We start from the raw sequence: 25,410 nt of genomic DNA, 5'->3' as shown, positions 1-25,410 counted from the left end.
CCCAACGGCAGGGGCGGGCAAACGCGCCTGAAACAACTAAGGGAGCCAGTGGCTCCCTTAGTTGTTTTCAACGCACGGTTTACAGCAGGAACAGGGTCGCCAGCCCGAGGAAGATAAAGAAGCCGCCGGTATCGGTGATGGCGGTGATCATCACGCTGGCACCGACTGCCGGGTCGCGGCCGAGGCGGGTCATGGTCATGGGGATAATCACCCCCATCAACGCCGCCACCAGCAGGTTGAGCATCATGGCCAGGGTCATCACCGCGCCGAGCGCCGCATCCTGATAGAGCAGGTAGGTGGCAATGCCCATGGTGCCGCCCCACACCAGCCCGTTGATAAAAGCGACGCCGAGTTCCCGCAGCAGCAGGAAGGAGAGGTTGCCCGCCTGAATGTGCTGCAGCGCCAGCGCCCGCACTATCATGGTGATGGTCTGGTTGCCGGTGTTGCCGCCGATCCCGGCGACGATGGGCATCAGCGCCGCCAGCGCCACCAGTTGGGAGATGGTGTGCTCGAACAGACCGATCACCCGCGAGGCGACAAAGGCGGTGCAGAGGTTGATGGCAAGCCAGGCCCAGCGGGTCTTGACCGCCTTGGAGACAGGGGCGAACACGTCTTCATCCTCGCTGATACCCCCCATCCGGCGCAGGTCGGTGTCACTCTCCTCATAGACCAGGTCCACTACCTCTTCGACGGTGAGGCGGCCCATCAGCTTGCCCTTGCCATCCACCACGGCGGCGGAGAGCAGGTCATCCCGCTCGAAGGTGCGGGCCGCCGCTTCGTCGTTATCCTCCGGATCGAAGGTGACCGGATCACGCTCCATCACGTCGCTCACCAGGGTGGCGGGCTTGTGCAGCAGTACAGTGGTGAGGGCCAGCTCCCCCAGCAGGTGGTTGCGCCGATCGATGACGAACAGCTTGTCGGTGTTGGCGGGGATCTTGCCGCGCAGCCGCAGATAGCGCTGCACCGTGGCCAGACTCACCTCGGGGCGGATGGTGATGATCTCGAAGTCCATCATGGCGCCGACGGTGTGCTTGCCGTAGCGGATCACCTCCCGCACCCGATCCCGGTCGGTGGGGGCCATGTAGGTGAGCAGCCGCCCCATCAGGTTGCGCGGCAGGTATTGGCCCAGATAGATCTGATCGTCGATATCCAGGGTGCGCAGGGCGTGCAGCAGCTCCTTGTCGCTCATCCCGCTGATGAGGCTGTCCCACACCGTCTCCGACGCTTCGACCAGGATCTGGCCGCGCTTCTCCTCCTCCACCAGTGCCCATAGGGCATGACGTTCATCGGGCGGCAGCGATTCCAGCGCATCGGCGACGTCGGCGGCGGGCAACCCGTTGACCAGCGTTGTGAGTTCGCTGGTCTGATCGCGTTGCTCGGCATCCTGCACCACCTGCGGATCGAGCAGGCTGTCGGTGAGGGCATCATCGCGCAGCAGCAGGGTGAGAATGCGGGATCTGTCATCCGCGCGCTGCCGGGCGCTGTTCTTGATGGGAAGAGACATGGGATGAATTCCTGAGATGGTAGCCAAGGGCTCAATGCCCATAGGATACCAGACTTAAAACAACAGGTTATGACCGTGATGGGAGAAGAGGGGGGTAAAAGTGAGGCCACCTGCTGGTGGCCTCATGGTGAGTTGCCGAGGATACCTCAGGCGAGGGCTCGCTGGCGCTGCGGGGCCTCGCCAAACCAGGCGAGCCGGTCGGCCAGGGTCACCACGGATCCCACCATGATGAGCGCCGGGCTTTCGACCCCCACCGCCAGTGCGGGCAGCTCATCGAGGGTGCCGCGAATGACCCGCTGGCAGGGCTGGGTGCCGCGCTCGATCAGCGCCACCGGGGTGTTGCCCGCCTTGCCGTGGGCCAGCAGCTGCTCGCGGATGGTGGCGCAGGATGAGAGCCCCATATAGAAGACCAGCGTCTGCCGATCTTTGGCCAGCAGCGGCCAGTCGAGATCCCGGGCGCCCCCCTTGCCGTGGGCGGTGACGAAACGGACGCTCTGGGCGTGATCGCGGTGGGTCAGCGGAATGCCGGCGTAGGCGGCGCAGCCGCTGGCCGCGGTGATCCCCGGCACCACCTGAAAGCCGATGCCTGTGCCGACCAGCGTCTCCAGCTCCTCGCCGCCACGGCCGAAGATAAAGGGGTCGCCCCCCTTCAGCCGCACCACCCGCTGGCCCTTCTGCGCCTCCTCCAGCAAGAGCTGGTTGATCCCCTCCTGCGGCACGCAGTGGTTGCCCGCCTGCTTACCGACGAAGATGCGCTTGGCATCCCGGCGCACCAGCGCCATCACTTCGTCAGAGACCAGTCGGTCATAGACCACCACGTCCGCCTGCTGCATCTGGCGCAGGGCGTGCAGGGTGAGCAGACCCGGATCGCCGGGGCCAGCTCCTACGAGCACCACCTCGCCAGCGCTCTGGTTCTCGTCGGCAAACAGGCTGTCGGCCAGCTGGTGGGCAGAGGCGCTATCGCCCCGCGCCAGCGCCTGCCCGAGCCGATCGGCCCCGAGCAGCCGCTCCCAGAAGCGGCGCCGCTCTCCCATGCTGGCGAATCGCGCCTTGACCCGCTCCCGCAGGCTGCCGGCAAAGGTCGCCACGGCCCCCAGATGTTGCGGCAGCAGGGCTTCGAGTTTTTCCCGCAGCAGTCGGGCCAGCACAGGCGCCTTGCCGCCGGAAGAGATGGCCACCATCAGCGGCGAGCGGTCGATGAGCGACGGCATGATGAAGCTGGAACGTTTCGGGTCATCCACCACGTTGGCAAAGATCCGCGCCTGATTGGCGCTCTGGTAGACCAGGGCGTTCACCTCGCGCCGATCGGTGGCGGCCACCACCAGCCACTTGCCAGCCAGTTGTTCCGGCACAAATTCACCGGCCAGCCACTCTATGCTCCCGTTGGCAGCCAGCTCCGCCAGCTCGGGGCCGAGCTCGGGCGCTACGACTGTAAGGTGGGCACCGGCATCCAGTAGCAGGCGCGCCTTGCGCTCCGCTACCTCGCCGCCGCCGACCAGCAGCACGGGTTTGTTGTCGAGTCGGCAAAAGATGGGCAAGTAGTCCATGGGGCCTCCGGATCAGGCGGTTCGGGTCTGGTTGGCGGTGCTGGTGGTCTCGCTCACTGCAACCGGGCGCTCAGCTTTCGGGGTGGCATACCAGTAGCCGAGGCCCATAAAGAGGACGCCGGAGACGGTGTTGCCCAGGGTTACCCACAGCAGGTTGTGGCCGATGCCGCCCAGGGTGTAAGCCTCCGAGTGGGCGCCAAACCAGGAGAGGGCGAACAGGGTCATGTTGGCGATGGAGTGCTCGTAGCCGGAGGCGATAAAGGCCAGCAGGCACCACCAGATGGCGATGAAGCGGGCGGCCCCTTCGGTGCGCAGCGCCATCCAGATGGCGAGGCAGACCAGCCAGTTGCAGAGGATCCCCTTCATAAACAGGGTCAGGGCCGGGGCCTGGGTCTTGGCGAGCGCCACCTTGTGGGCCAGACTGCCCGCGTCCGGCAGCAGGCTGCCGCCGTAGGAGTAGATCAGCGCCACCACAACGGAGCCAATCAGATTGCCCGCCCAGGTCTGCGGCAGGATGCGCAGCAGGTCGGCCATGGTGATCTTGCCCGTCTTCACCCCGAAGGTGAGGAACATGGTGTGGCCGGTAAACAGCTCGGAGCCGGCGATGATGACGAGCGTCAGGGCGATACCGAAGGTGGCCCCCATCACCAGCGGCCGGATGGCGGGATCCACCAGATTGCCGAGGGTGAAGATGAGGATGATGCCGAGGCCCACATAGGCCCCCGCCATGGCGGAGCTGAGCCAGAAGCCGAGCTTGTCGCTGCGCTCGAAGCGGTTGATGCGGGCCGCGTTGGCGGCGCACTTGTTGATGGTTTCCGTGTACATCTTGTGAGTCCTTGAAAGGGCTGCCCACAGGCAGCCCGAAAGAGAGTGAATTTGGCTTTAGACGGCGACCCAGATCTGCTGGTCGCGTACTTCAACGGGGTAGCTTTGAACCGACATCGCAGGGTTGTCGAAACAGTGGCCATCGCTCAGGCGAAAGCGCTGCTTCTTGAGCGGGCTGGCGACCCAGAGCTCGCCGTCGTGTTCGCAGATCAGGCCCCGCGACAGCACGTTGGCGGCGAAGAAGGGATCCCGGTTGTCGATGGCGAACACTTCGGCGGCCGCGCTCGGGCGGAACAGAGCGATCTGGCGACCTTCAATGAGGGCGCAGACACCGGTTCCCGGCAGGATGTCGTTGAGTTGGCAGGCAAGTTTCATCATTTGGTCTCCACCTCGATCTGGTAGACGGGGATGCGCTCGGCCGGGGTCGCCGGTCGGTGCTGGTCGCGCTCGGCGACGAACTGAACGTCCGGGTCGCGCTTGTCGCTGTTGATGAAGTGGCTGAATCGCTTGAGTGCCTCCTCTTCGTTGAGGGTGCGCGACCATTCGCACTCGTAGCTGTCGATAAGGGTCTGGATATCGCGCTCCAGCGTCTCGGCCAGCCCCAGCTTGTCGTCGACGATCACCTCGCGCAGGTAGTCGACGCCCCCTTCCAGATTGCCGAGCCAGACCGAGGTGCGCTGCAGTTTGTCGGCGCTGGTGACGTAGAACATCATAAAGCGGTCGATCAGCTTGATGAGGGTCTCGCGGTCGAGGTCAGACGCCAGCAGATCGGCGTGGCGCGGCTTCATGCCGCCGTTGCCGCCCACATAGAGGTTCCAGCCCGCGTCGGTGGCGATGATGCCAACGTCCTTGCCCTGCGCTTCCGCACATTCGCGGGTACAGCCGGAGACGCCGAACTTCATCTTGTGCGGGGTGCGAATCCCCTTGTAGCGGTTCTCGAGGAAGACCCCGAGGCCAACGCTGTCCTGCACGCCGAAGCGGCACCAGGTGCTGCCGACGCAGGTCTTGGCCATACGCAGCGCCTTGGCGTAGGCCTGACCTGTCTCGAATCCGGCTGCCAGCAGCTTGCGCCAGATGGCGGGCAGGTCATCCTTCTGAGCCCCGAACAGACCGATGCGCTGGGCGCCGGTGATCTTGGTGTAGAGCTTGTAGTCGCGGGCCACTTCGGCCACCGCCAGCAGCCCCTCCGGGGTCACTTCGCCACCGGCCATGCGCGGGATGACGGAGTAGCTGCCGTCCTTCTGCATGTTGCCGAGGAAGATGTCGTTGGTGTCCTGCAACGGGATGTTGCGCGGGCTCAGCACATGCTCGTTCCAGCAGGAGGCGAGGATGGAGCCGACGGTCGGTTTGCACACCTCGCAGCCATAGCCCTGACCGTGCTTGGCCAGCAGTTCGTCGAAGCTCTTGATCCCCTCCACCTTGACCAGATGGAACAGCTCCTGACGGGAGTGGGGGAAGTGGGCGCAGAGGTGGTTGTTGACCTCGATGCCCTGCTTCACCAGTTCGGCGTTGAGCACCTGACTGATGAGCGGCACACAGCCGCCGCAGCCGGTACCGGCCTTGGTGTGCTGCTTGATGGCTGCCAGCGTGGTGTGACCCTCGGCCACCGCCTTGGCGATGTCGCCCTTGGAGACGTCGAAGCAGGAGCAGATCTGGGCGCTTTCCGGCAGGGCATCCACCCCCAGCGTCGGCTTGGCACCGGCGTAGGCGGGCAGGATCAGGGTGTCCGGGTGGCTCGGTAGCGGCAGGGCGTTGAGCATCATCTGCAGCAGGTTGCCGTAATCTTCCACGTCACCCACCAGCACGGCGCCGAGCAATCGGCTGTTGTCCTCGCTCACCACGATCTTCTTGTAGACGCCAGCCTGATCGTCCTGAAACACATAGCTGTGGCTGCCCGGGGTGCGGCCGTGGGCATCACCGATGGAGCCGACGGAGACGCCGAGCAGTTTCAGCTTGGCGCTCATGTCTGCCCCTTCGAAGCGGCTGTCGCCGCCGAGCAGATGGTCGACGGTGATCTGGGCCATCTTGTAGCCCGGCGCCACCAGCCCGAAGAAGCGGCCCTGCCAGGCGGCGCACTCGCCGATGGCGTAGATGTCGGGGTCGGAGGTGAGGCAGTGATCGTCGATGACGATGCCGCCGCGCTCGGCGATGGCGAGATCACCGTAGCGGCCAAGGGTATCTTGCGGACGAATGCCGGTGGAGAAGACCACCACGTCCACTTCCAGCTGGCTGCCGTCGGCGAAGGCGAGGCGGTGTTTCGCCTGCTCGCCGCCATGCATCAGGATCTCGCTGGTGCTCTTGCTGGTGTGTACCTGCACCCCCATGGATTCAATCTTGCGGCGCAGCAGCTGGCCGCCCTGACCGTCGAGCTGTTCGGCCATCAGCACCGGGGCAAACTCCACCACGTGAGTCTCGAGACCCAGCGCCTTGAGGGCACCGGCGGCTTCGAGGCCAAGCAGGCCGCCACCGATCACCACCCCGCTCTTGCCGCTCCTGGCGGCGCTGCGGATGGCTTTCAGATCCTCGATGGTGCGATAGACAAAGCACTCGTGGTGCTGGCTGCCCGCAATGGGCGGTACCCAGGGGTAGGAGCCGGTGGCCAGCACCAGCTTGTCGTACCCGACCACGGTGCCCTTGTTGGAGTGCACTTCGCGGTTGGCCCTGTCGATTTTTTTCACCGCTTCGCCGAGCAGCAGGCGGATGCCGTGCTTGTCGTAGAAGCCGGGTTTGACGAGGGAGAGATCTTCGCTGGTGTGATGGGAGAAGTAGGAGGAGAGATGGACGCGATCGTAGGCGGGACGGGGTTCTGCACCGAAGACGGTGATCTCGTAGCGGCCCGGGTCGGCCCGCTCGATCAGCTCTTCGATGAAGCGGTGCCCCACCATGCCGTTGCCCACAACGACCAGTCTGACTTTGCTCATGATTGCCTCTAGTTTGGAGTAATAAAACATCATTCTGGGGCTAGGCTACCCAGTCAGTCGGGGCGGGCAATTGATGCAAATCAAGTGTCTATTTATATATCTCGTCAGGGGTAATTCGATAAAATTCAAAGATATACAAAAATAGGTATACCAGTTGATGATTTCTGTACTGGCTTTGGGTGAGGGATGGTGGAGAGCAAGAGCGCTTTAGCAAAAGCTGGGGAGTGAAAACTTCTGGCGGAAAAAGGCCGGCCTCGCGCTGGGCGAGACCGGCATCAGCCGAGCTAGGCTGCGGGTCAGGCGATATGGCGGCGGAACATGGCGAGCGCCAGCGACAGGGTGACGCCGGCGATGGCGAGCAGCGGCCAGAGCAGGGGCCAGGCGGCCGACCAGTCAAACCCCTTGAGGAAGACCCCCTTGAGCAGCACGATGAAGTGGGTGAGGGGGTCGATGGCCGCCAGCCACTGGAACACCTGCGGCATGTTCTCCACCGGCGAGATGTAACCCGAGAGGATCACCGCCGGTACTGTGAAGGAGAAGACTCCGAGAAAGGCCTGCTGCTGGGTCGAGCAGAACGAGGAGATGAAGAGCCCGATCCCGGCCAGTGCCAGCCCGTAGCAGACCATGCCCGCCATCAGCAGGCTGAGGCTGCCGGCAAAGGGGAGGTGAAAGACAAAACGGGCGGCCAGCGCGACTATGCACCCTTGTCCCACCGCCACCATGATGCCGGGCACCGCCTTGCCCGCCATGATCCAGCCTGCGGTGAGGGGCGAGACCAGCAGCTGATCGAAGGTGCCCTCTTCCCGCTCCCGCGCGACCGAGAGGGCGGTGACAATCAGACAGCCGGTGGTGGTGATGATGGCCACCAGCGCCGGCAGGATATGCCAGTGGAACTCGACGTTGGGGTTGTAGAGGTTACGTACCGCCAGCTCGGGTTGCCCCTTGCCCTCACTTTGCCAGCGGGCGATCACCTGACTGATGTAGCCCGCCGCCACCTGACCACCGTTGGAGCGGCGCCCGTCGATGATCAGCTGCACCTTGGCCGGTTCGCCCCGCGCCAGCCGGCGCGAGAAATCCCCCGGAATAATCAGCCCGAGCAGTGCCTGCTGTCCGGTGATGGCCTCGGTCATGCCCGCCTCGCCCTGCACCGGGATGATGGTGGTAAAGGCGGGCATATGGGTGAGGCGCTCCAGCAGCTCGCGGCTCTGGGCACCGCCATCCTGGTTGTAGATGGCCAGCGTGTTGCCGGTCACCTCCAGAGTGGCGGCGAACGGGAAGAGGGCGGTCTGCAGCAGCACCGGCATGATGAGCAGAAAGCGCCCCTGGGTATTGCCCATCAGGGCCTGCAGCTCTTTTCGGATCAGCCACCAGAGTCGGATCAGCATGGGTTACTCCAGAGTGCGCCGCGTCTTGCGGGCGGTCAGGGCCAGCCAGAAACCGGCCAGCAGCAGCAGACAGAAACCGTTGACCAGCAGGATCGAGAAGACACTGCCCGCCTGATAGAGGGTCTGCAGGGAGCTCGCGAAGTAGCGGGCCGGAATGAGGTGAGTGATGGCCCGAAGCCAAGGCGGCATGCTGGCGATCTCGAACACGAAGCCCGACAGCATCACGGCGGGCAAAAAGGCGGCGATCAGCGCCGCCTGCGCGGCGTTGAACTGGCTGCGCATCACGGTAGAGAGGAACAGCCCGAGCCCGAGGGCGCTGCCGAGAAAGACGCTGGTGACCAGAAAGAGCAGCAGCAAGGAGCCGCGCCATGGCACGCCCATCACCGCCACCGAGAAGAGCAGGCAGAGCAGCATGGCGATGATGCCGAGCCCATAGTAGGGCAGCAGTTTGGAGAGCAGCAGCTCCCCCTTGGTGACCGGGGTGGCGAGCAGCGCCTCCATGGTGCCGCGCTCCCACTCCCGTGCCACTACCAGCGAGGTGAGCAGGGCCCCTATGATCGTCATCACCACCGCAATGGAGCCCGGTACCAGAAAGTTGCGGCTCACCAGCGCCGGGTTGAACCAGGCGCGGCTCTCTATCGACACCGGCATGGCGACCCCTTCGCCCTCGAGCCACCCCTGCCAGATCCCCTGCACATAGTTGGTGACGAAGTTGGCGGTGTTGGGCTCGGAGCCGTCGGTCAGCAGCAGCGCCTGCGGCGTGCCATTGCCCTGACCGGCCAGCGCGCGGGAGAAGCCGTCGTCGATCACCAGCAGGCCGCGGATCTCGCCACGGGCAAGACTGGCGAGCAGGGACGCCTTGCTCGGGCCGCTGTGGATCTCCAGCGCGGTAGAGCCGCGCAGGGCCTGCTCCAGCCGCACCGCCGGGGCACCGCTGTCGGTACGCCAGATGCCGAGGCGCAGATGGTCCACATCCAGATTGATGGCGTAACCCATCACTACCAGCAGTACCACCGGCATGATGAAGGCGATGAGGATGCTGCTCGGGTCACGGACGATTTGCAGCGTCTCCTTGCGGCAGAGGGCCAGCAGTCGCCGACGGTTGATGCTCATGCGTCCTCCTCGCTGGCCCGCTCGACCAGGGTGATAAAGGCCTCTTCCATTGTTGGCAAAGAACAGGTCGGCAAGGAGCCGGTTGGCAAAGAGGTCGCCGCCTCTTTGGCGGCCAGCCCCTTGAGATCGTCCGGGGTGCCGAGCGCCAGCAGCTTGCCGCGATAGATGAGGGCGATGCGGTCGCAATACTCCGCCTCATCCATAAAGTGGGTGGTGACCAGCACGGTGACGCCGTGGTCGGCCAGCGCGTTGATGTGCGACCAGAACTCGCGCCGGGTCACCGGATCGACCCCGGAGGTGGGCTCGTCGAGAAACAGCAGCGGCGGCTCGTGCAGCAGGGCGCAGGCGAGTGAAAGACGCTGGCGCAGGCCGAGCGGTAGGGATTCCGCCTTCTGATCGAGCCAGGGGGTGAGGGCAAAAGCGGTCACCATGGCGTCGATCCGCGTCTGCTGGTGGCGGCCGAACAGGCCGTAAATACCGGCGAAGAAGGAGAGGTTCTGCGCCACGGTGAGCTGCTTGTAGAGGGAGAATTTCTGCGCCATGTAGCCGAGGCGCTGGCGCGCAGCCGACGGACTGTGGGCCAGATCGATGCCGGTTACCAGTGCCTGCCCCTCGCTCGGGCGCAGCAGGCCGCACTCCATCTTGAAGGTGGTGGACTTGCCCGCCCCGTTGGGGCCGAGCAGGCCGAAGATCTCGCCGCGGCGCACCGCAAAGCTGACATCATCGGTGGCGGCAAAATCGCCGAAGCGCTTGGTGAGGTGGCGCGCCTCGATCACCGCCTCGGGGGAGACCCCCTGCGGCAGTTCGGCTTCCCGCATCCCGGCCGCCAGACTCGACTCCCCGCCGGGGCCGCCGCCGAGCAGGTCGATAAAGGCATCCTCCAGCCGGGGCTGAGCCGGTTGAAAGGCGCCGTTGGTCAATTGCAGCTCCGCCAGCGGCGGGGGCGTCATGCCCGGGTGCAGCAGCAGGCGAACCCGCTCCCCCGCCACAGCGCCATCCATCACTGCCGGGTGAGCCAGTGCCCGGCGCAGCAGGGCGCGTCGCTCGCGGCCATCCAGTTGCCCCGCCTCCAGCAGCCAGCAGCGGCTGGCCATGGCCCCCATCAGATCGGCTGGCGTGCTGCTGGTGCGCACCTCGCCATCTGCCATCAGCAGCACGTGGTCGCACAGCTCTGCCTCGTCGAGATAGGCGGTACTCCAGAGCACCGTCATCCCCCCCTTGGCCAGCTCCCGCACCATCTGCCAGAGGGCGCGGCGGGAGATGGGATCGACCCCGACCCCGGGTTCGTCGAGCAGCAGCACATCCGGGGTGCCGAGCAGGGCGCAGGCCAGCCCGAGTTTCTGCTTCATCCCGCCAGAGAGCTTGCCGGCTGGCCGCGCGGTGAAGCGGGCAAGATCGGTGAAGGCGAGCAGCCGCGCGAAGGTGGGCGTGCGTTCGGGCTCCAGTACGCCGCGCAAGTCAGCGTAGAGGGTGAGGTTCTCCAGCACGCTGAGATCTTCGTAGAGGCCGAACTGCTGGGGCATGTAGCCGAGGCGCTGACGCAGCAGATCCCCCTCGCTCACCGGATCCAGCCCCAGCACCCGGATGGTGCCCGCTTCCGGGATCAGCAGACCGGCCAGCAGGCGTAGCAAAGTGCTCTTGCCGGCGCCGTCGGGGCCGACCAGCCCGGTGATGCCGCCAGCCGGAATGGTGGCCGAGATGGCGTTGAGGGCGACCCGATCGCCAAAGCGTTTGGTGAGCCCCTCGAGGGAGATGGCGCAGCTCATGGGGCCAGCCTGACGGTGACCGGCATCCCTTGGCGCAGGGCAGGGTCGGGATCCTGTACCACGATGCGCAGCCGGTAGACGAGGTGGGTGCGAAGATCGGGCGTTTCCACCGATTTCGGAGTGAACTCGGCGGTGGGCGAGACAAATCCCACTACTCCGTGATAGGGCTTGTCCGGCCGCGAGTCGGTGGTGAGGGTCACCTTGGCGCCGCTCGGGAAGTGGCCGAGCCAGGGCTCCTCCACATAGGCGCGCACCCAGACCGGCGCGGTCAGGGAGAGGTTGAAGGCGGTCGCTCCGCTCTGCACCATGCTGCCGTTCTCGATGGCGCGGCTGATGATGATGCCGTCGCTGGGGGCGGTCAGGCTGGCATCCGCCAGCGCCAGCTCGGCACTGGCGAGCGCCGCTTTGGCCCCTTCCAGCTGGGCATCGGACTGGGCAATCTCTTCCGGGCGGTAGCCGGTTTCGAGCTGGGCGAGCTGCTCGCGGGCGGAGCGTACCTGCGCCCGGGTCTGATCTCGCTGGGAGCGGGCGGTATCGAGCTGACCGCGGGAGATGGCGCCGGTGGCTGCCAATGCGCTCTGGCGGCGCCACTGCTGGTCGGCTTCCAGTGCAGCGGCTTCGGCGGCGGCCAGTGCGGCCCGGGCGCGGTCGGTCTCTTCGCTGCGATAGCCTTTGTGGATCAAGGCGTTGGCGGCAGTGAGCGCAGCCAGATTGGCGCGGGCGCTGTCGCGGCTGTGGGTGAGGGGAACCGGATCGAGGCGGGCCAGCAGTTGACCGGCTTTTACCCTATCCCCCTCATCAACCAGCACCTGATCGACGCGGCCGCCGACCCGAAAGGCCAGATTGACGTCGCGAATATCGACGTTGCCGTAGAGGATGGATCCGTCAGCCGGGCGCCCCTGCCACCAGAGGTAGCCACCGATAACGGTTAGCAGCAGGGCTACGATTGCAATGCGTTGCTTCATACCGCTTCTCCTTGAGGATGGCTCTGCAACCAGAGGTAACCACTGAGAACCGCCAGCAGCAGAGCTACCATCGCGATGCGTTGTTTCATGCCGCTTCTCCTTCTTTCATGTCGGTGGGGCGCAGGCCGCGCAGGGCCCATACCAGCCGCTGTCTGGCGGCCTCGGGGTTGTCTATCTGGCTGAGAAAGGGGGCGGCCTGTTCGGGCAGCCAGCCGAGCTGACGACCGCTGCCGGCGATCACCAGCGGCAGGCCGACCGACCCCATGATGAAGATCATCAGCTGGAGCGGGTGAGCCGCGACCAGCGACCCTTCTACCTGTGCCATCCGTACCTGCTCGATCAGCAGCAGGGGATGACGGCGCGGCAGGCTGAGCAGAAAGCGCTGGGCCGCCCCTTCGCCCGCCAGCGCATCGCCAAACAGGTGGTTGATAAAGCCGCGCTGGCGCGCCACCAGCCCGATCAGCGCCTCCATGGTGGCCTCGAACATGGCGATGGCAGAGGGGTAGGAGCCTTTGGCTGCCACCGCCTTGAGCTCGTCATAGAGGGGGGCGTACCAGAGCTCGACCAGCTCGTCGATAAAGGCATCGCGGTTGCCGAAGTGGTAGACGAAGGAGCCGAGGTTCACCTCGGCCGCCGCCGCCAGCTCGCGCACCGTCAGGCCGCGCAGCCCCTTCTCGGTGGCGATGGCGAGGCCGGTATCGAGCAGTTTCTGCCGGGTTGGATTCATCTTTCTGGTTCCTGCTGCACAGATTTTGATCTGATTTATACGTATGTATAAATCAGCCACCGAGAATAGGAAAGATCTTTTTTTGAGCAGATTTCAGCGGGGATGAAAAACGGCGGGCGTTCGCAAGGAGAGGTTTGGAAACGGTTTTGGATTGAACTGGTTGCCGTAGGTGTGGGCGCTGGTGGCGAGATGAAGGAGGCGATTGAGAAATAAAAACGCCTCCGCGAAGGGAGGCGTTTTTCATCGTGATGGCTGGGCGAGCTTACAGAATAAAGCGGCTCAGATCCTCATCCTCGACAAGCGCACCGAGATGGGCGTTGACGTAGTCGGTGTCGATGACAAAGGTCTCGCCGGACTTCTCGGAGGCGTCGTAGGAGATATCTTCCATCAGGCGTTCCATCACTGTGTGCAGGCGACGGGCACCGATATTCTCGGTACGCTCGTTGACCTGCCAGGCCGCTTCGGCCAGACGGCGGATGCCATCCTTGGTGAACTCGATGTTGACCCCTTCGGTGGCCATCAGCGCCTTGTACTGATCGGTCAGGGAGGCATTCGGTTCGGTCAGGATGCGCTCGAAGTCATCGGTGGTCAGCGCGGTCAGCTCGACCCGGATCGGCAGACGGCCCTGCAGCTCGGGGATGAGGTCAGACGGCTTGGCGATCTGGAAGGCGCCGGAGGCGACAAACAGGATGTGGTCGGTCTTGACCATGCCGTGCTTGGTGTTGACGGTGCAACCTTCAACCAGCGGCAGCAGGTCGCGCTGTACCCCTTCACGGGAGACATCGGGGCCCGAGCTCTCGCCGCGCTTGCAGATCTTGTCGATCTCGTCGAGGAAGACGATGCCGTTGTTCTCGACCGCGGCGATCGCTTTCTGCTTCAGCTCTTCCGGATTGACCAGACGGGCCGCTTCCTCTTCGATCAGCGCCTTCATCGCCTCTTTGACCTTGATCTTGCGCTTCTTCTTCTGGTTCTGGCCCAGATTCTGGAACAGCCCCTGCAGCTGGTTGGCCATCTCTTCCATGCCCGGCGGGGTCATGATTTCGACGCCCATCGGGGAGGCGGAGAGCTCCAGCTCGATCTCCTTGTCATCCAGCTGACCTTCCCGCAGTTTCTTGCGGAAGATCTGGCGGGTGTTGGAGTTGTCGGCTTTCTCTTCCTCACCCCAGGTGTTGCGCGGGTTGGGCAGCAGGGCGTCGAGAATGCGCTCTTCGGCGGCTTCCTCGGCGCGGTATTTCATCTTCTCCATCTCGGTTTCGCGCACCAGCTTGATGGCGGCATCGGTCAGATCGCGGATGATGCTGTCCACTTCCTTGCCGACATAGCCCACTTCGGTGAACTTGGTCGCTTCCACCTTGATGAAGGGGGCGTTGGCCAGCTTGGCCAGACGACGGGCGATCTCGGTCTTGCCGACACCGGTCGGGCCGATCATCAGGATGTTTTTCGGGGTCACTTCATGGCGCATCTCTTCGTTGAGCTGCATCCGGCGCCAGCGGTTGCGCAGGGCAACGGCAACGGCGCGCTTGGCATCGGCCTGACCAATGATGTGACGATCCAGCTCGTGGACGATTTCTCTCGGGGTCATCTCGGACATGATGGTGTTCCTGTATCCGGGGCGGGCAGTGCCCACCCCTTGGGAAATTGGGTTTGGCTGGCGGCCTTATTTGGCGGCGTAGTCCAGCACTTCGATGGTGTGGTTGCCGTTGGTGAAGACGCAGATGTCGCCCGCAATCTTGAGGGACTTCTCGACAATGCTCCTGGCATCCAGCTCCGTGTTTTCCAGCAGGGCGATGGCGGCGGACTGGGCGAAGTTGCCGCCGCTGCCGATGGCGATGAGATCGTGCTCCGGCTGGACCACGTCACCGTTGCCGGTGATGATGAAGGATTTGTGTTCGTCGGCCACGGCCAGCAGCGCTTCAAGGCGGCGCAGGGCGCGATCGGTGCGCCAATCTTTGGCCAGCGCCACGGCGGCGCGCTCCAGATTACCCTGATGGGCCTGCAGTTTTGCTTCGAAACGCTCGAGCAGGGTGAAGGCGTCGGCAGTACCGCCAGCAAAACCTGCCAGCACCTTGCCGTTATAGAGACGATGAACCTTGCGGGCGTTGCCCTTCATGACGGTGTTGCCAAGAGAGACCTGGCCATCGCCACCGATGACGACCTGACCGTTGCGGCGAACTGAAACTATGGTAGTCACTTTACTTACCTCGCTTGAGCCGAATAACGGCCTGACTGTGCATGGCAAGAAAGATGGGGATGGCAAACGGGCTTTTCAACCCTGCCTTTGGTCGGGATAAACGGGGTAGCAAACAGGGGGGGGCGAGTGGCACCAAAAGAACAGGGCCGGGTGTTGCCACCCGGCCTTGCGTCATCGGTATGCGGATTACCCTTTCTTGGGAATGCAGCCGCTGATGCCGGAGCTCTGCAGCTTGCCGTTGGCCGCGTCGGCGGCCGCCTTGCCGTTGAAGGGGCCCACCATCACCTTGTAGACGGTGCCGTTGGCCGTGTTGACCACCTGCAGGCTGGAAGAGAGACCGGCGGTGAAGGCGATACGTGCCTTGAGCGACTCTGCGGAATCCTGCGAGCGCAGAGCCGCGCACTGCATCATATAGCGACTGCTGTCGGCGGCTGCGGTCTGGGCTGGTGGGGTAGCCGCTTTGGCCTTGGCTGCTTCGGCCCGCTCCCGCTCCAGCTCGGCACGGATCTCCCGCTCCATCCGTTCCCGTTCGGCCTGGCGAGCGATCACCTGTTCCCGAGCGCTGGCAACGGGCGCACCGTTGTCAGGCGTTGTCGCCGGATTGGTCTGATAGGGTTTGGACTGGCCGATGGGCGTCCCCGGTTGGGGAATGTCGGTCGGTACCGGTTGCGGCAGCTTTTCCGGTTGCAGGGTCATGGTATCTGCCGGTGGTGGCAGCACACCCGGCTGGGGCGGTGGCTCGATAACATCGACCTGCTTGTTCTCAAGCCGTTCGATGTAGCTCCACTTCTCCTGTGGCAACCCGTTGTTCTGTGGTTTTGGCTTGTTGGCCTTTACCTGCTCTTCGATGGTGGGGGTGTCGCTGCCCTTGCCATTGATCATGTAAAGGAAGCCACCAAAGCCTGCCAGCAGTGCCACGACCAGCAGCACTGGAATAACAGGAAAGCGGCGAGGGGCCGCTTTCTTGCTGTTTCGACCACCCGCCCGACGTCGCGGGCGGCTGCCGACATAATCCCGGGTTGCCATCTATTACATGCGCTCCAGGGTATGGATGCCCAGTACGCCGAGGCCCAGTTTCAGCACCTTGGCGGTGGCGGCGCACAGCAGCAGACGGCTCTGACGGGTTGCTTCGTCCACGCCATCCTTGTTGATCGGGCAGGCTTCATAGAAGGTCATGAAGTTGCCGGACAACTCGTACAGGTAGGTACAGAGCAGGTGCGGCATGCCTTTGTCGGCCACGCCGTTGACAGCGTCGGAGAACTGGATCAGCTTCTGGGCCAGCACCTCTTCTGCTTCCTCGTTCAGGGTCACATTGCCGGTCAGGGTAGCGGCATCGACGCCAGCCTTGCGGAAGATGGACTGGATACGGGTGTAGGCATACTGCAGGTAAGGGGCGGTGTTGCCTTCAAACGACAGCATCAGATCCCAGTCGAAGATGTAGTCGGTAGTGCGGTTCTTGGAGAGATCCGCATACTTGACCGCGCCCATGGCGATGGCGTTGACCACCTGGGCTTTCTCTTCGGCAGAGAGGTCGCTGTTGCGGCTCTCCAGCAGCGCAGCGGCGCGCTCTTCCGCTTCGTTCAGCAGATCAACCAGCTTGACGGTACCACCGGAGCGGGTCTTGTAGGGACGACCATCCTTGCCCAGCATCATGCCGAAGGCGTGGTGCTCGAGCGGCACGGATTCCGGCACATAACCCGCCTTGCGGGTGATGGTCCAGGCCTGCATCAGGTGCTGGTGCTGACGGGAGTCGATGAAGTACATGACACGGTCGGCGCCCAGGGTTTCATAACGGTATTTGGCACAGGCGATGTCGGTGGTGGTGTAGAGGAAACCGCCATCGCTCTTCTGGATGATGACACCCATGGCCTCGCCATCCTTGTTCTTGAACTCGTCCAGGAAGACAACGGTGGCGCCTTCGCTCTCGACCGCCAGCCCCTTGGCTTTCAGGTCGGCAACGATCTCCGGCAGCATGTCGTTGTACATGGACTCGCCCATGATGTCCTTGTTGGTCAGGGAGACATTCAGGCGGTCGTAGTTGATCTGGTTCTGTTCCATGGTCATGTCGACCAGCTTCTTCCACATGGTACGGCAGTACTCGTCGCCGCCCTGCAGCTTGACCACGTAGTTACGGGCACGCTCGGCGAAGGCTTCATCTTCGTCGTAGCAACGCTTGGCCTGGGTATAGAAGGCTTCCAGATCCTTGAGTGCCATGTCGCTGGCGTGTTCGTTGGACATCTTCTCCAGATAGGCGATCAGCATGCCGAACTGGGTGCCCCAGTCGCCGATGTGGTTGGCACGGATCACTTTGTGGCCGAGGAATTCCAGCGCGCGCGCAGCTACGTCACCGAGTACGGTGGAGCGGATGTGGTGCACCGCCATCTCTTTGGCCACGTTGGGGGCGGAGTAGTCCACCACCACGGTTTGTGGCGCGGGCAACCGTACGTTGGCGTTGGCAGAGGTCACCATGGCCTCGACCTGACCGGCCAGCCAGCGCTGGTCGAAGAAGAAGTTGATGAAGCCGGGACCGGCGATCTCGACCTTGGCGATCAGGTCGGAGGCAGGCAGGTGCTCGATGATGGCCGCTGCCAGCTCACGGGGATTCTTGCGGGCCGGTTTGGCCAGCAGCATGGCCAGGTTGGTAGCCAGGTCGCCGTGAGCTTTTTCCTTGCATCGGTCTACTTGCACGCGGGCTTCCAGGTCTGCCGGCAGGACGCCTGCTGACTTGAGATTGGCTACCGTTTGTTCAAGTAGATGATGAATATGCTCTTTCATAACTGACCACCAAGGTTGCGCGTCGAAAAATGACTGATATATAAGGGCGTGAATTTTACCCGCATCGGCCCGAGAAAACTATAGGGATGACCCGCCGCTCGCTGTCGGACGGATATTTCACTGCGTTTGGCGCCATATTCCAGAATATTGGGCGGAAATTACGGTGCTTATCCATTTCTACTGCATATCGAAGCGGCTTGTCCAGGCTATTTTCCCCTGATTGTTAAGGGTTTTTCCTTTCCCGATGACGGGAATGATCTCCTCCCTCTGGCCCGGCGTATCAACAGAGGTTCCCAACCGAGGAGTTTGCGATGCGACTGGCGCTGTTTCCCCTATCTGCCCACCTGCTGCCCGGCGGTGTCATGCCGCTGCGGATCTTCGAACCGAGATACCAGCGGATGATCGCCGAGGCGGGGGAGTCCGGCTTTGCCCTCTGCATGGTGGACCCTCGCCAGCCCGACGCCCTGCGCAACATGCTGCCCATCGCCACCCGGGTCACCATCATCGATTTCGACCGGCTGCCGGACGGCATGCTGGGGATCACGGTGCAGGGGGTGGAGCGGGTGCAGATAAAGGATCTGTGGCAGGAGCAGGATGGCCTGCGTATCGGCGAGGTGACGCCGCTGACGGCCTGGCCGCCCCGCCGGCTCCATCCTGATCAGCAACCACTGGTTGATGCGCTGCGGGAGGTGTTTGCCGATTATCCCGACTATGCCGCCCTCTATCCCGCGCCCCGCTGGGATGATGGCAACTGGGTGGCCCAGCGCTGGCTGGAGGTGCTGCCTATCCCCCCTGAACAGAAACAACTGCTGCTGGCCGCCGCCGACAATCAGCCCGCTATCGCCCTGCTCAAGGGAGTGCTGGTGGCCAGTCACTGATTTTTTCTGACCCGCTGATCCGCCAGCGCCGCAGCGCCGTACCAGTCATCACCACAGCATGTTCGACAGCACACCAAAGGGATGGCGCAATGGCATATACTGGCCAACCACACTCGACCATACGCAGGACCTCGCCCGTGATGGATAACCCGGATGGCGACCTCAAATCTCTGCTGATCAGGGTGGCAGAGCAGGCCGACAAGGCTGCTTTTGCCCGCCTGTTCCAACACTTTGCGCCGCGCATTCGCAGCTACGGCCTGCGCCACCTCGGCAGCGAAGCCAACGCCATGGAGCTGGTGCAGGAGACCATGCTGCTGGTATGGCAAAAGGCGCGCCTCTACCACCCCGACAAGGGAGCGCCGACTACCTGGATCTACACCGTGATGCGCAACCAGTGCTTCGACATGCTGCGTCGTCGTCGTGCCAGCAAGGAGGATCTCTGTGCCGAGGAGCTGTGGCCCGTGCTGGAGTTTCAGGCCGAAGAGGAGCATCTGAGCGGCGGGGAAGATGCGGTGCTGACCCGTCAGATGGCCCACTATCTGGGCATCCTGCCGGAGCCGCAACAGCAGGTGGTGCGCGGCATCTATCTGCAGGAGTTCTCCCAGCAGGAGCTGGCGGAGCGCCTTGGCGTGCCGCTCGGTACCATCAAGTCCCGCCTCCGGCTGGCGTTACAGAAATTGAAAGAGCAAGTGGAGCAAGGCCATGATTAAAGCCCATCCGACCGACCCTATGCTGCGCGCCTTCGCCGCCGACGAGCTGCCTCTGCCGCTGGCGGTGGGGCTCTCCGCCCACTGTGAACTCTGCCCCGATTGCGCTGCCCGACTGAAAACATTCGAAGAGGAGCTGGCGCAGCAATATCTTGCCTCGCCAGCAGAGCCCGAGCTGGCCCCCCGCGATGACGTGGCGCTGGACGCAGGGTTTGATGCCATGCTGGCGGATATTCTGGCCCAGCCGCTGGCAGAGCCCCTGTCCGAGCCAACACATGACCAGCCCCGAGCCCAGTCCGGCGAGCTGGAGGTGGCCGGCCACGCCTACCGCTTGCCACGGGTGTTGGCCCGCTATCGTTCGCCCAAGTGGCGCCATATCGGGGCCATTCGTCAGCAGAGTCTGCCGCTGGACGAGATGGGGGCCCGCGCCAGCCTGCTCCATATCGAGGCGGGTGGCCGCATCCCCGAGCACACCCATCAGGGCTATGAGCTGACCCTGCTGTTGGCGGGCACTATCGAGGATGGCGACACCCTTTACAAGGCGGGAGATTTTATCTGGCGCGATGCCAGCCACTCCCACAGTCCGCACACGCCGGATGGCTGCCTCTGCTACACGGTGCAGGATGCGCCGGTGCAGTTCACCAAGGGGCTGTCGCGGCTGCTGAACGGCATCAGCCAGCACCTCTACTGAGCTCAACCTCTTCATAGATTCGCCATAGAAAAAGGGACCAAGTTGGTCCCTTTTGTCATTTCATTGCTGGCTGCCGGTCAGGCGACAAACACCAGATAGACGGCGAATGCCACGACAAAGCGGTAGATGGCGAACGGGATAAAGTCGATGCGGCGGATCAATGTCAGGAAGGTCTTGATCGCAAACATCGCTACCACGAAGGCGGTGATAAAGCCCACTGCAAACATCGGGAAGTCGGCCATCGAGAGGAAATCGCGGCTCTTGTAGAGATCAAGCCCGCTGGCCGCCACCATCATGGGCACTGCCATGATGAAAGAGAACTCGGCGGCGGCGTGACGGCTGATCCCCATCAACATGCCACCACTGATGGTGGCGCCGGAGCGGGAGAAGCCGGGCCACAGGGCCAGACACTGGAACAGACCGATACCGAACGCCTGCTTGTAGCTGATGTCATCCAGGGTTTCGGCTGTGACGGTCGGGCGGAACTTCTCGGCGATGATCAGCAGGATGCCCCCCGCGACCAGCGCGTACATGACGGTCTGTGGACCAAACAGGTTGGCCTTGATCCAGCTGTGGATGGCCAGACCGACCACGATGGCGGGCAGCATGCCGAGGATGACATGCACCAGCGACAGGGTTGCGTGATCCCGGGACGGCTTCTGGCCGAAGTGGATGCCAATCAGGCCAAACAGGCGGCGCCAGAAGACGGCGACCACGGCGAGGATTGAGCCAAGCTGGATCACCACTTCGAAGGTGGCGGCCTTGGGCCCTTCAAAGCCCAGCAGATGGCCGACGATAATCATGTGGCCGGTGGAGGAGACGGGGAGGAACTCGGTCAGCCCCTCGACGACGCCCAGAATAAAGGCGACCAGCAGGCTATAAGTGTCAGTCATCGAACAGAATCCTTGCTACGTTGATGCAAAAACGCCCCGGAAGGCTCTCGGGGCGGCTTATCTTGCTCGAATGTTGCTGGCGCTGCTACGGAAAAATTGTGAAACCTTTAAGTCAGTCGCGGATAAAACGGTAGCGGGTCTGATGGTGATAGCGCTCGCCCGGCAGCAGCCAGGGGTTGCCCAGCTCGGGGCGATTGGGGCTGTCCGGCAGCTGTTGTGCCTCAAGACAGAAGCCGTCGTGATCCCGATGCGCCAGACCCTGGCGATTCGGGGTATTGGCCAGCCAGTTGCCGGTGTAGAACTGCAGCGAGGGCTGGTTGGTGTAGACCTCCATCGCCAGCTGGCGATCCCCCGAGACCACCCGCGCCGCCCACTCGGCGCTCGGCCCGTTGAGCACGAAGGCGTGGTCATACCCCTTGGCCTGTTGCTGCTGAGGATGGCTCAGCCAATCTTGTCCGATCAGGCGCTGGTGGCGCAGATCGAATGGCCCTTCCACCGGAGTGATGGCGAGCGGCAAACCGCTCGGATCGGTCGGCAGGAAGTGGTCGGCATTGATGCTGATGAGGTGGTCACGCACATCGCCGCCATCGGCTGACCCATCGAGATTGAAGTAGGTGTGGCTGGTGAGGCTGACCGGGGTCGCTGCATCTGTGCTGGCGACAAAATCGATCACCAGATCGCTCTGCTCCAGCCGATACTCCAGGGTGACCCGCAGGTTGCCGGGAAAGCCTTGATCCCCTGCTCGGGAGAGCAATGCCAGCTTGACCCGATCTGCCTCCAGCTCCTTGATCTGCCACTGCTGGCGATGAAAGCCTGCCTGCCCGCCATGCAGGCAGTGGGGGGGCTGATTGGCATCCAGCGGCCAGTGCTGGCCATCGCGTAGCAGCTCGGCGCCGCCAATGCGGTTGGCAAAGCGGCCCGCTACCGCACCCAGCCACACCTGCTGGGTGGGATAGGCATCGTCGGCACAGCCCAGTAGCACTTCACGCCGTTTGCCCACTACCGGCAGGGTGAGGGAGGTGAGGGTGGCACCGAAATTGAGGCCACGCAGGCGCAGCCCCTCCTCGTTTTCCAGCTCGAAAGGGATCATGGCGCTGCTCATAACTTGCCTGCACCTGTGTTGCCGATCCGGCAAATGTAGCCGTCGGCCTTCATCATAAATGGGCTCATAGTTTTCCTGCCCCCGCACTGGCGCGGCAGACGTAGCAGTCGGCCTTGAGGCCGGAGAGGGCCGGATACTCTGCCTCGACCGCGGCAATCACCTCGGCCACTTTCTCCGGGCGCAGCAGGGCGACCACGCAGCCGCCGAAGCCGCCGCCGGTCATCCGCACGCCGCCATTTGTGCCGATTTTAGCCTTGATGATCTCCACCAGACCGTCGATGGCGGGCACGGTGATCTCGAAGTCATCGCGCATGGCGGCGTGCGACTCGGCCATCAGTTCGCCGAGCCGTGTCAGATCGTGGCTCGCCAGTGCATCGGCGGCCGCCAGGGTGCGGGCATTTTCACCGACGATGTGACGGGCACGGCGGTAGCAGGCCTCATCCAGCCCGGCCTTGCCCGCTTCCAGTCCAGTCAGATCGAGGTCGCGCAGCGCCTTGACCCCGTAGTGACGGGCGGCGGCTTCGCACTGCTGGCGACGAGTGTTGTATTCGCTGTCCACCAGACCGCGGCGCACGTTGGAGTTGACGATCAGCACCGCCAGATCCGCCGGCATGGGGATGAGGCGGGTCTCCAGCGAGCGGCAGTCGAGCAGCAGGGCGTGGTCGGTTTTGCCGCTGGCGGATATCATCTGATCCATGATGCCGCAGTTGCAGCCGACGAACTTGTTCTCCGCCTGCTGACCGTTGAGGGCGATCTCCGCCTGGCTGATATCGAGCCCCAGCGCCTCTTTGAAGGCCTGACCGATGGCCACTTCCAGCGAAGCGGAGGAGGAGAGCCCCGCCCCCTGCGGCACGTTGCCGGAGACCACCAGATCGAGGCCGCGCAGAGCATAACCGCGCTCCTGCAGATACTTCACCACGCCGCGGATGTAGTCGCTCCAGCGTTGGCTGGGGTGGTGCTCGATGGGCTGATCGAGGTCGAACTGGTCGCGCTGGTTGTCGTAGTCGGCGGCGATCACCTGCACTTGTCGGTCATCGCGCAGACCGATGGCGACGCAGGTCTCGTAGTCGATGGCGCAGGGCAGTACGAAGCCGTCGTTGTAGTCGGTATGTTCACCGATGAGGTTGACGCGGCCGGGGGCGCGCACCAGCAGATCGGGCGCTTTGGCAAATTGCTCGGCAAAAACGGTGCTGACGCGTTGGCTCGGGGTCATAGGGCCTCCTCATTGGCGTGGCTGGTCTGGTTGTAGTGAATGGGGCTCAGCGCGCGCAGCCGCTCGGCGGCCTGCTCCGGAGTCAGGTCGCGCTGGGTTTCGGCCAGCATCTCGAAGCCGACCATGAATTTGCGCACGGTGGCGGAGCGCAGCAGGGGCGGATAGAAGTGGGCATGCAGTTGCCACGCCTCGGGGCAATCCGATTTGGGTGGTGCAAAGTGCCAGCCCATGGAGTAGGGGAAGCTGCACTCGAACAGGTTGTCGTAACGGCTGGTGAGCTCCTTGAGCGCCACCGCCAGATCCTGTTGCTGGGCCTGGGTCAGGTTGAGCATGGAGGGGACGTGCGCCTTGGGCAGCAGCAGGGTTTCGAACGGCCAGGCGGCCCAGAAGGGAACTACGGCGAGCCAGTGCTCGGTCTCCACCACAATGCGCGAGCGATCCGCCAGCTCCCGCTCCACATACTCCAGCAGCATGGGACGGCCATGCTCGGCCAGCCAGTCACGCTGGTGCTGCTCTTCGCGGGCGATCTCGTTGGGCAGGAAGTCGCTGCCCCAGATCTGGCCGTGGGGGTGCGGGTTGGAGCAGCCCATGACGGCGCCTTTGTTTTCAAATACCTGCACCCATTCCCACTGGGCTGACAGCTCGGCGACCTGATCCATCCAGGTGGTGATCACCCCCTCGATGGCGGGCAGCGGCAGCTCGGGCAGGGTCTTGCCGTGATCCGGCGAGAAGCAGATGACCCGGCTGGTGCCGCGGGCGGCTTCCAGTTTCAGCAGGGGATCGCTGGCGCTATCGGCGGCCGGAGTATCCTGCATCAGGGCGGCGAAGTCGTTGGTAAAGACGAAGGTGCCCTTGTAGTCGGGGTTGATGTCGCCAGTGACCCGGGTGTTGCCCGCGCAGAGGAAGCAGTCGGGATCATGGGCCTGTTTGGGGGCCTGACTCACCTTCTCCACCTGTCCCTGCCAGGGGCGTTTGGCCCGGTGGGGGGAGACCAGCACATACTGGCCGGTCAGCGGGTTGAAGCGGCGATGGGGATGATCGACGGGGTTGAACATCATCTCTCCTGAATAATGTATTGAAAAATAAGGTTGTCTATTAACAGGGAGCAGGCAGGCCTACTCCTCGTAACCGTTCGGATTGGCGGATTGCCAGCGCCAGCTGTCGGCACACATAGCGTCGATGTCGCGGGTCGCCTGCCAGCCCAGCTCACGCTCGGCCTTGGCCGGATCGGCCCAGCAGGCGGCGATGTCGCCAGGGCGGCGCGGTTCGATGCGAAATGGCAGCGGCTTGCCACAGGCAGCGGAGAAGGCGGCGACCAGCTGCAACACGCTCTGGCCCTTGCCGGTGCCCAGGTTGTAGGTGTGCACGCCACCCTTGCCGGCGCAGTGCTGCAGCGCCTTGACGTGCCCCTCGGCGAGATCCATCACGTGGATGTAGTCGCGCACACCGGTGCCGTCCGGGGTGGGGTAATCGTTTCCAAAGACAGACAAGCAGTCGCGACGGCCGATGGCGACCTGGGTGATATAGGGCATCAAATTGTTGGGGATGCCTTGGGGATCTTCCCCCATGGTGCCCGATTCGTGGGCGCCGACCGGATTGAAATAGCGCAGCAGGGTCATGCTCCAGTGCGGCTCGGCCAGCTGCAGATCCTCGAGGATCTCCTCGATAATCAGCTTGGATCGCCCGTAGGGGTTGGTGGCGCTGCGGGGGAAATCCTCGCGGATCGGCAGGCTGGCGGGATCGCCGTAGACGGTAGCTGATGAGCTGAACACCAGATTGTGCACGCCAGCCCGCTTCATCGCCTGTAGCAGGGTGAGGGTGCCGCTCAGGTTGTTCTCGTAGTAATCCAGTGGAATGCGGGTCGACTCGCCGACCGCCTTGAGGGCGGCAAAGTGGATCACAGCATCGATCTGCTGTTCGGCGAAGATCCGGTCCAGCAGAGCCCCATCGCGAATATCCCCTTGATAGAACAAGGGTTGCTGGCCGTTGATGGCGGCGACTCGGGCCAGCACGCTGCGCTTGCTGTTGCCGAGGTTGTCGACCACCACGGGATTCATGCCTGCCGCTTGCAGGGCCAGACAGGTGTGGCTGCCGATATATCCGCAACCGCCGGTGACCAGAACATTCATCTTGCTCTCCACTGAAAAAGTGTCTGGAAGCAGTCTAGCCGAGGGTGTGGCGACCAAACTGTGAGCTTGCTTGCAAAA

At 63.5% G+C, this 25,410-nt stretch carries 22 protein-coding genes; 3 read left to right on the top strand and 19 right to left on the bottom strand.

What is annotated here, in order from left to right; genetic code table 11:
* Positions 1-79: 79 nt before the first annotated feature.
* The 14 genes from mgtE to argS all read right to left on the bottom strand — a co-directional run bounded on the left by mgtE (position 80) and on the right by argS (position 17,719).
* The gene (gene mgtE, locus G5149_RS18065; protein WP_421213222.1) at positions 80-1,504 is read right to left on the bottom strand and encodes a magnesium transporter; all 1,425 of its coding nucleotides are present in this window, start codon (positions 1,502-1,504) and stop codon (positions 80-82) included.
* Positions 1,505-1,650: 146 nt separating this feature from the next.
* Complete coding sequence (gene cysG / locus G5149_RS18060) at positions 1,651-3,051, bottom strand: siroheme synthase CysG (protein ID WP_421213220.1); 1,401 nt, start codon at positions 3,049-3,051, stop codon at positions 1,651-1,653.
* 12 nt (positions 3,052-3,063) lie between these two features.
* Complete coding sequence (nirC, locus tag G5149_RS18055) at positions 3,064-3,876, bottom strand: nitrite transporter NirC (RefSeq protein ID WP_005340778.1); 813 nt, start codon at positions 3,874-3,876, stop codon at positions 3,064-3,066.
* Positions 3,877-3,933: 57 nt separating this feature from the next.
* A complete protein-coding gene (nirD, locus tag G5149_RS18050) occupies positions 3,934-4,251 on the bottom strand; it encodes a nitrite reductase small subunit NirD (protein WP_005342540.1) in 318 nt (105 codons plus the stop codon).
* Entirely contained in the window at positions 4,251-6,797 is a 2,547-nt protein-coding gene (gene nirB, locus G5149_RS18045) for a nitrite reductase large subunit NirB (RefSeq protein WP_201962885.1), read from the bottom strand. Before nirB ends, nirD begins: the two co-directional genes overlap by 1 nt.
* 296 nt (positions 6,798-7,093) lie before the next feature.
* The gene (locus G5149_RS18040) at positions 7,094-8,182 is read right to left on the bottom strand and encodes an ABC transporter permease (protein ID WP_005355575.1); all 1,089 of its coding nucleotides are present in this window, start codon (positions 8,180-8,182) and stop codon (positions 7,094-7,096) included.
* Positions 8,183-8,185: 3 nt separating this feature from the next.
* Positions 8,186-9,295: an ABC transporter permease gene (locus G5149_RS18035; protein WP_258721976.1), complete on the bottom strand. Its 1,110-nt coding sequence runs from the start codon at positions 9,293-9,295 to the stop codon at positions 8,186-8,188.
* Complete coding sequence (locus tag G5149_RS18030) at positions 9,292-11,061, bottom strand: ATP-binding cassette domain-containing protein (RefSeq protein ID WP_421213218.1); 1,770 nt, start codon at positions 11,059-11,061, stop codon at positions 9,292-9,294. The genes G5149_RS18035 and G5149_RS18030 overlap by 4 nt, the downstream gene beginning before the upstream one ends.
* On the bottom strand, positions 11,058-12,026 hold the full coding sequence (hlyD, locus tag G5149_RS18025; RefSeq protein WP_421213217.1) for a secretion protein HlyD: 969 nt from the start codon (positions 12,024-12,026) through the stop codon (positions 11,058-11,060). Before hlyD ends, G5149_RS18030 begins: the two co-directional genes overlap by 4 nt.
* An 85-nt stretch (positions 12,027-12,111) precedes the next feature.
* Positions 12,112-12,753, bottom strand: coding sequence for a TetR/AcrR family transcriptional regulator (locus G5149_RS18020; RefSeq protein ID WP_421213215.1), 642 nt, complete (start codon positions 12,751-12,753; stop codon positions 12,112-12,114).
* A 262-nt stretch (positions 12,754-13,015) separates the two neighbouring features.
* Positions 13,016-14,344 (bottom strand): HslU--HslV peptidase ATPase subunit, encoded by a 1,329-nt coding sequence (gene hslU, locus G5149_RS18015; protein WP_005340773.1) that lies wholly within the window; start codon positions 14,342-14,344, stop codon positions 13,016-13,018.
* A gap of 66 nt (positions 14,345-14,410) precedes the next feature.
* Positions 14,411-14,944: an ATP-dependent protease subunit HslV gene (hslV, locus tag G5149_RS18010; protein WP_042018387.1), complete on the bottom strand. Its 534-nt coding sequence runs from the start codon at positions 14,942-14,944 to the stop codon at positions 14,411-14,413.
* 186 nt (positions 14,945-15,130) lie between these two features.
* A complete protein-coding gene (locus G5149_RS18005) occupies positions 15,131-15,970 on the bottom strand; it encodes an SPOR domain-containing protein (RefSeq protein ID WP_421213213.1) in 840 nt (279 codons plus the stop codon).
* Between the two features lie 3 nt (positions 15,971-15,973).
* On the bottom strand, positions 15,974-17,719 hold the full coding sequence (gene argS / locus G5149_RS18000; RefSeq protein WP_005342559.1) for an arginine--tRNA ligase: 1,746 nt from the start codon (positions 17,717-17,719) through the stop codon (positions 15,974-15,976).
* Positions 17,720-18,030: 311 nt separating this feature from the next.
* Between argS and G5149_RS17995 the strand changes: the two genes are divergently transcribed.
* The 3 genes from G5149_RS17995 to G5149_RS17985 all read left to right on the top strand — a co-directional run bounded on the left by G5149_RS17995 (position 18,031) and on the right by G5149_RS17985 (position 19,995).
* The gene (locus G5149_RS17995) at positions 18,031-18,597 is read left to right on the top strand and encodes an LON peptidase substrate-binding domain-containing protein (protein ID WP_005342560.1); all 567 of its coding nucleotides are present in this window, start codon (positions 18,031-18,033) and stop codon (positions 18,595-18,597) included.
* Positions 18,598-18,737: 140 nt separating this feature from the next.
* Complete coding sequence (locus G5149_RS17990; RefSeq protein WP_421213248.1) at positions 18,738-19,307, top strand: sigma-70 family RNA polymerase sigma factor; 570 nt, start codon at positions 18,738-18,740, stop codon at positions 19,305-19,307.
* The gene (locus tag G5149_RS17985) at positions 19,300-19,995 is read left to right on the top strand and encodes a ChrR family anti-sigma-E factor (protein WP_005342562.1); all 696 of its coding nucleotides are present in this window, start codon (positions 19,300-19,302) and stop codon (positions 19,993-19,995) included. Before G5149_RS17990 ends, G5149_RS17985 begins: the two co-directional genes overlap by 8 nt.
* Positions 19,996-20,072: 77 nt before the next feature.
* On the opposite strand, the gene bacA is transcribed toward G5149_RS17985, so the two are convergent.
* From bacA to galE, 5 genes are all read right to left on the bottom strand, one after another.
* Positions 20,073-20,888, bottom strand: coding sequence for an undecaprenyl-diphosphate phosphatase (bacA, locus tag G5149_RS17980; RefSeq protein ID WP_005342563.1), 816 nt, complete (start codon positions 20,886-20,888; stop codon positions 20,073-20,075).
* A gap of 112 nt (positions 20,889-21,000) precedes the next feature.
* Complete coding sequence (gene galM / locus G5149_RS17975; RefSeq protein WP_421213210.1) at positions 21,001-21,990, bottom strand: galactose-1-epimerase; 990 nt, start codon at positions 21,988-21,990, stop codon at positions 21,001-21,003.
* A 64-nt stretch (positions 21,991-22,054) separates the two neighbouring features.
* Positions 22,055-23,203, bottom strand: a complete 1,149-nt coding sequence (gene galK / locus G5149_RS17970; protein ID WP_421213209.1) for a galactokinase — start codon at positions 23,201-23,203, stop codon at positions 22,055-22,057.
* Positions 23,200-24,258, bottom strand: coding sequence for a UDP-glucose--hexose-1-phosphate uridylyltransferase (locus tag G5149_RS17965; protein ID WP_421213246.1), 1,059 nt, complete (start codon positions 24,256-24,258; stop codon positions 23,200-23,202). Before G5149_RS17965 ends, galK begins: the two co-directional genes overlap by 4 nt.
* Positions 24,259-24,318: 60 nt before the next feature.
* Positions 24,319-25,332 carry a UDP-glucose 4-epimerase GalE gene (gene galE / locus G5149_RS17960; RefSeq protein WP_421213207.1) on the bottom strand — a complete coding sequence of 338 codons (1,014 nt, stop codon included), beginning with the start codon at positions 25,330-25,332 and terminating at the stop codon, positions 24,319-24,321.
* Positions 25,333-25,410 lie beyond the last annotated feature (78 nt).

The organism is Aeromonas sp. 600479, from assembly GCF_049175515.1.
Taxonomy (GTDB): domain Bacteria; phylum Pseudomonadota; class Gammaproteobacteria; order Enterobacterales; family Aeromonadaceae; genus Aeromonas; species Aeromonas veronii_A.
This window is presented reverse-complemented; position numbering and strand designations above follow the sequence as displayed.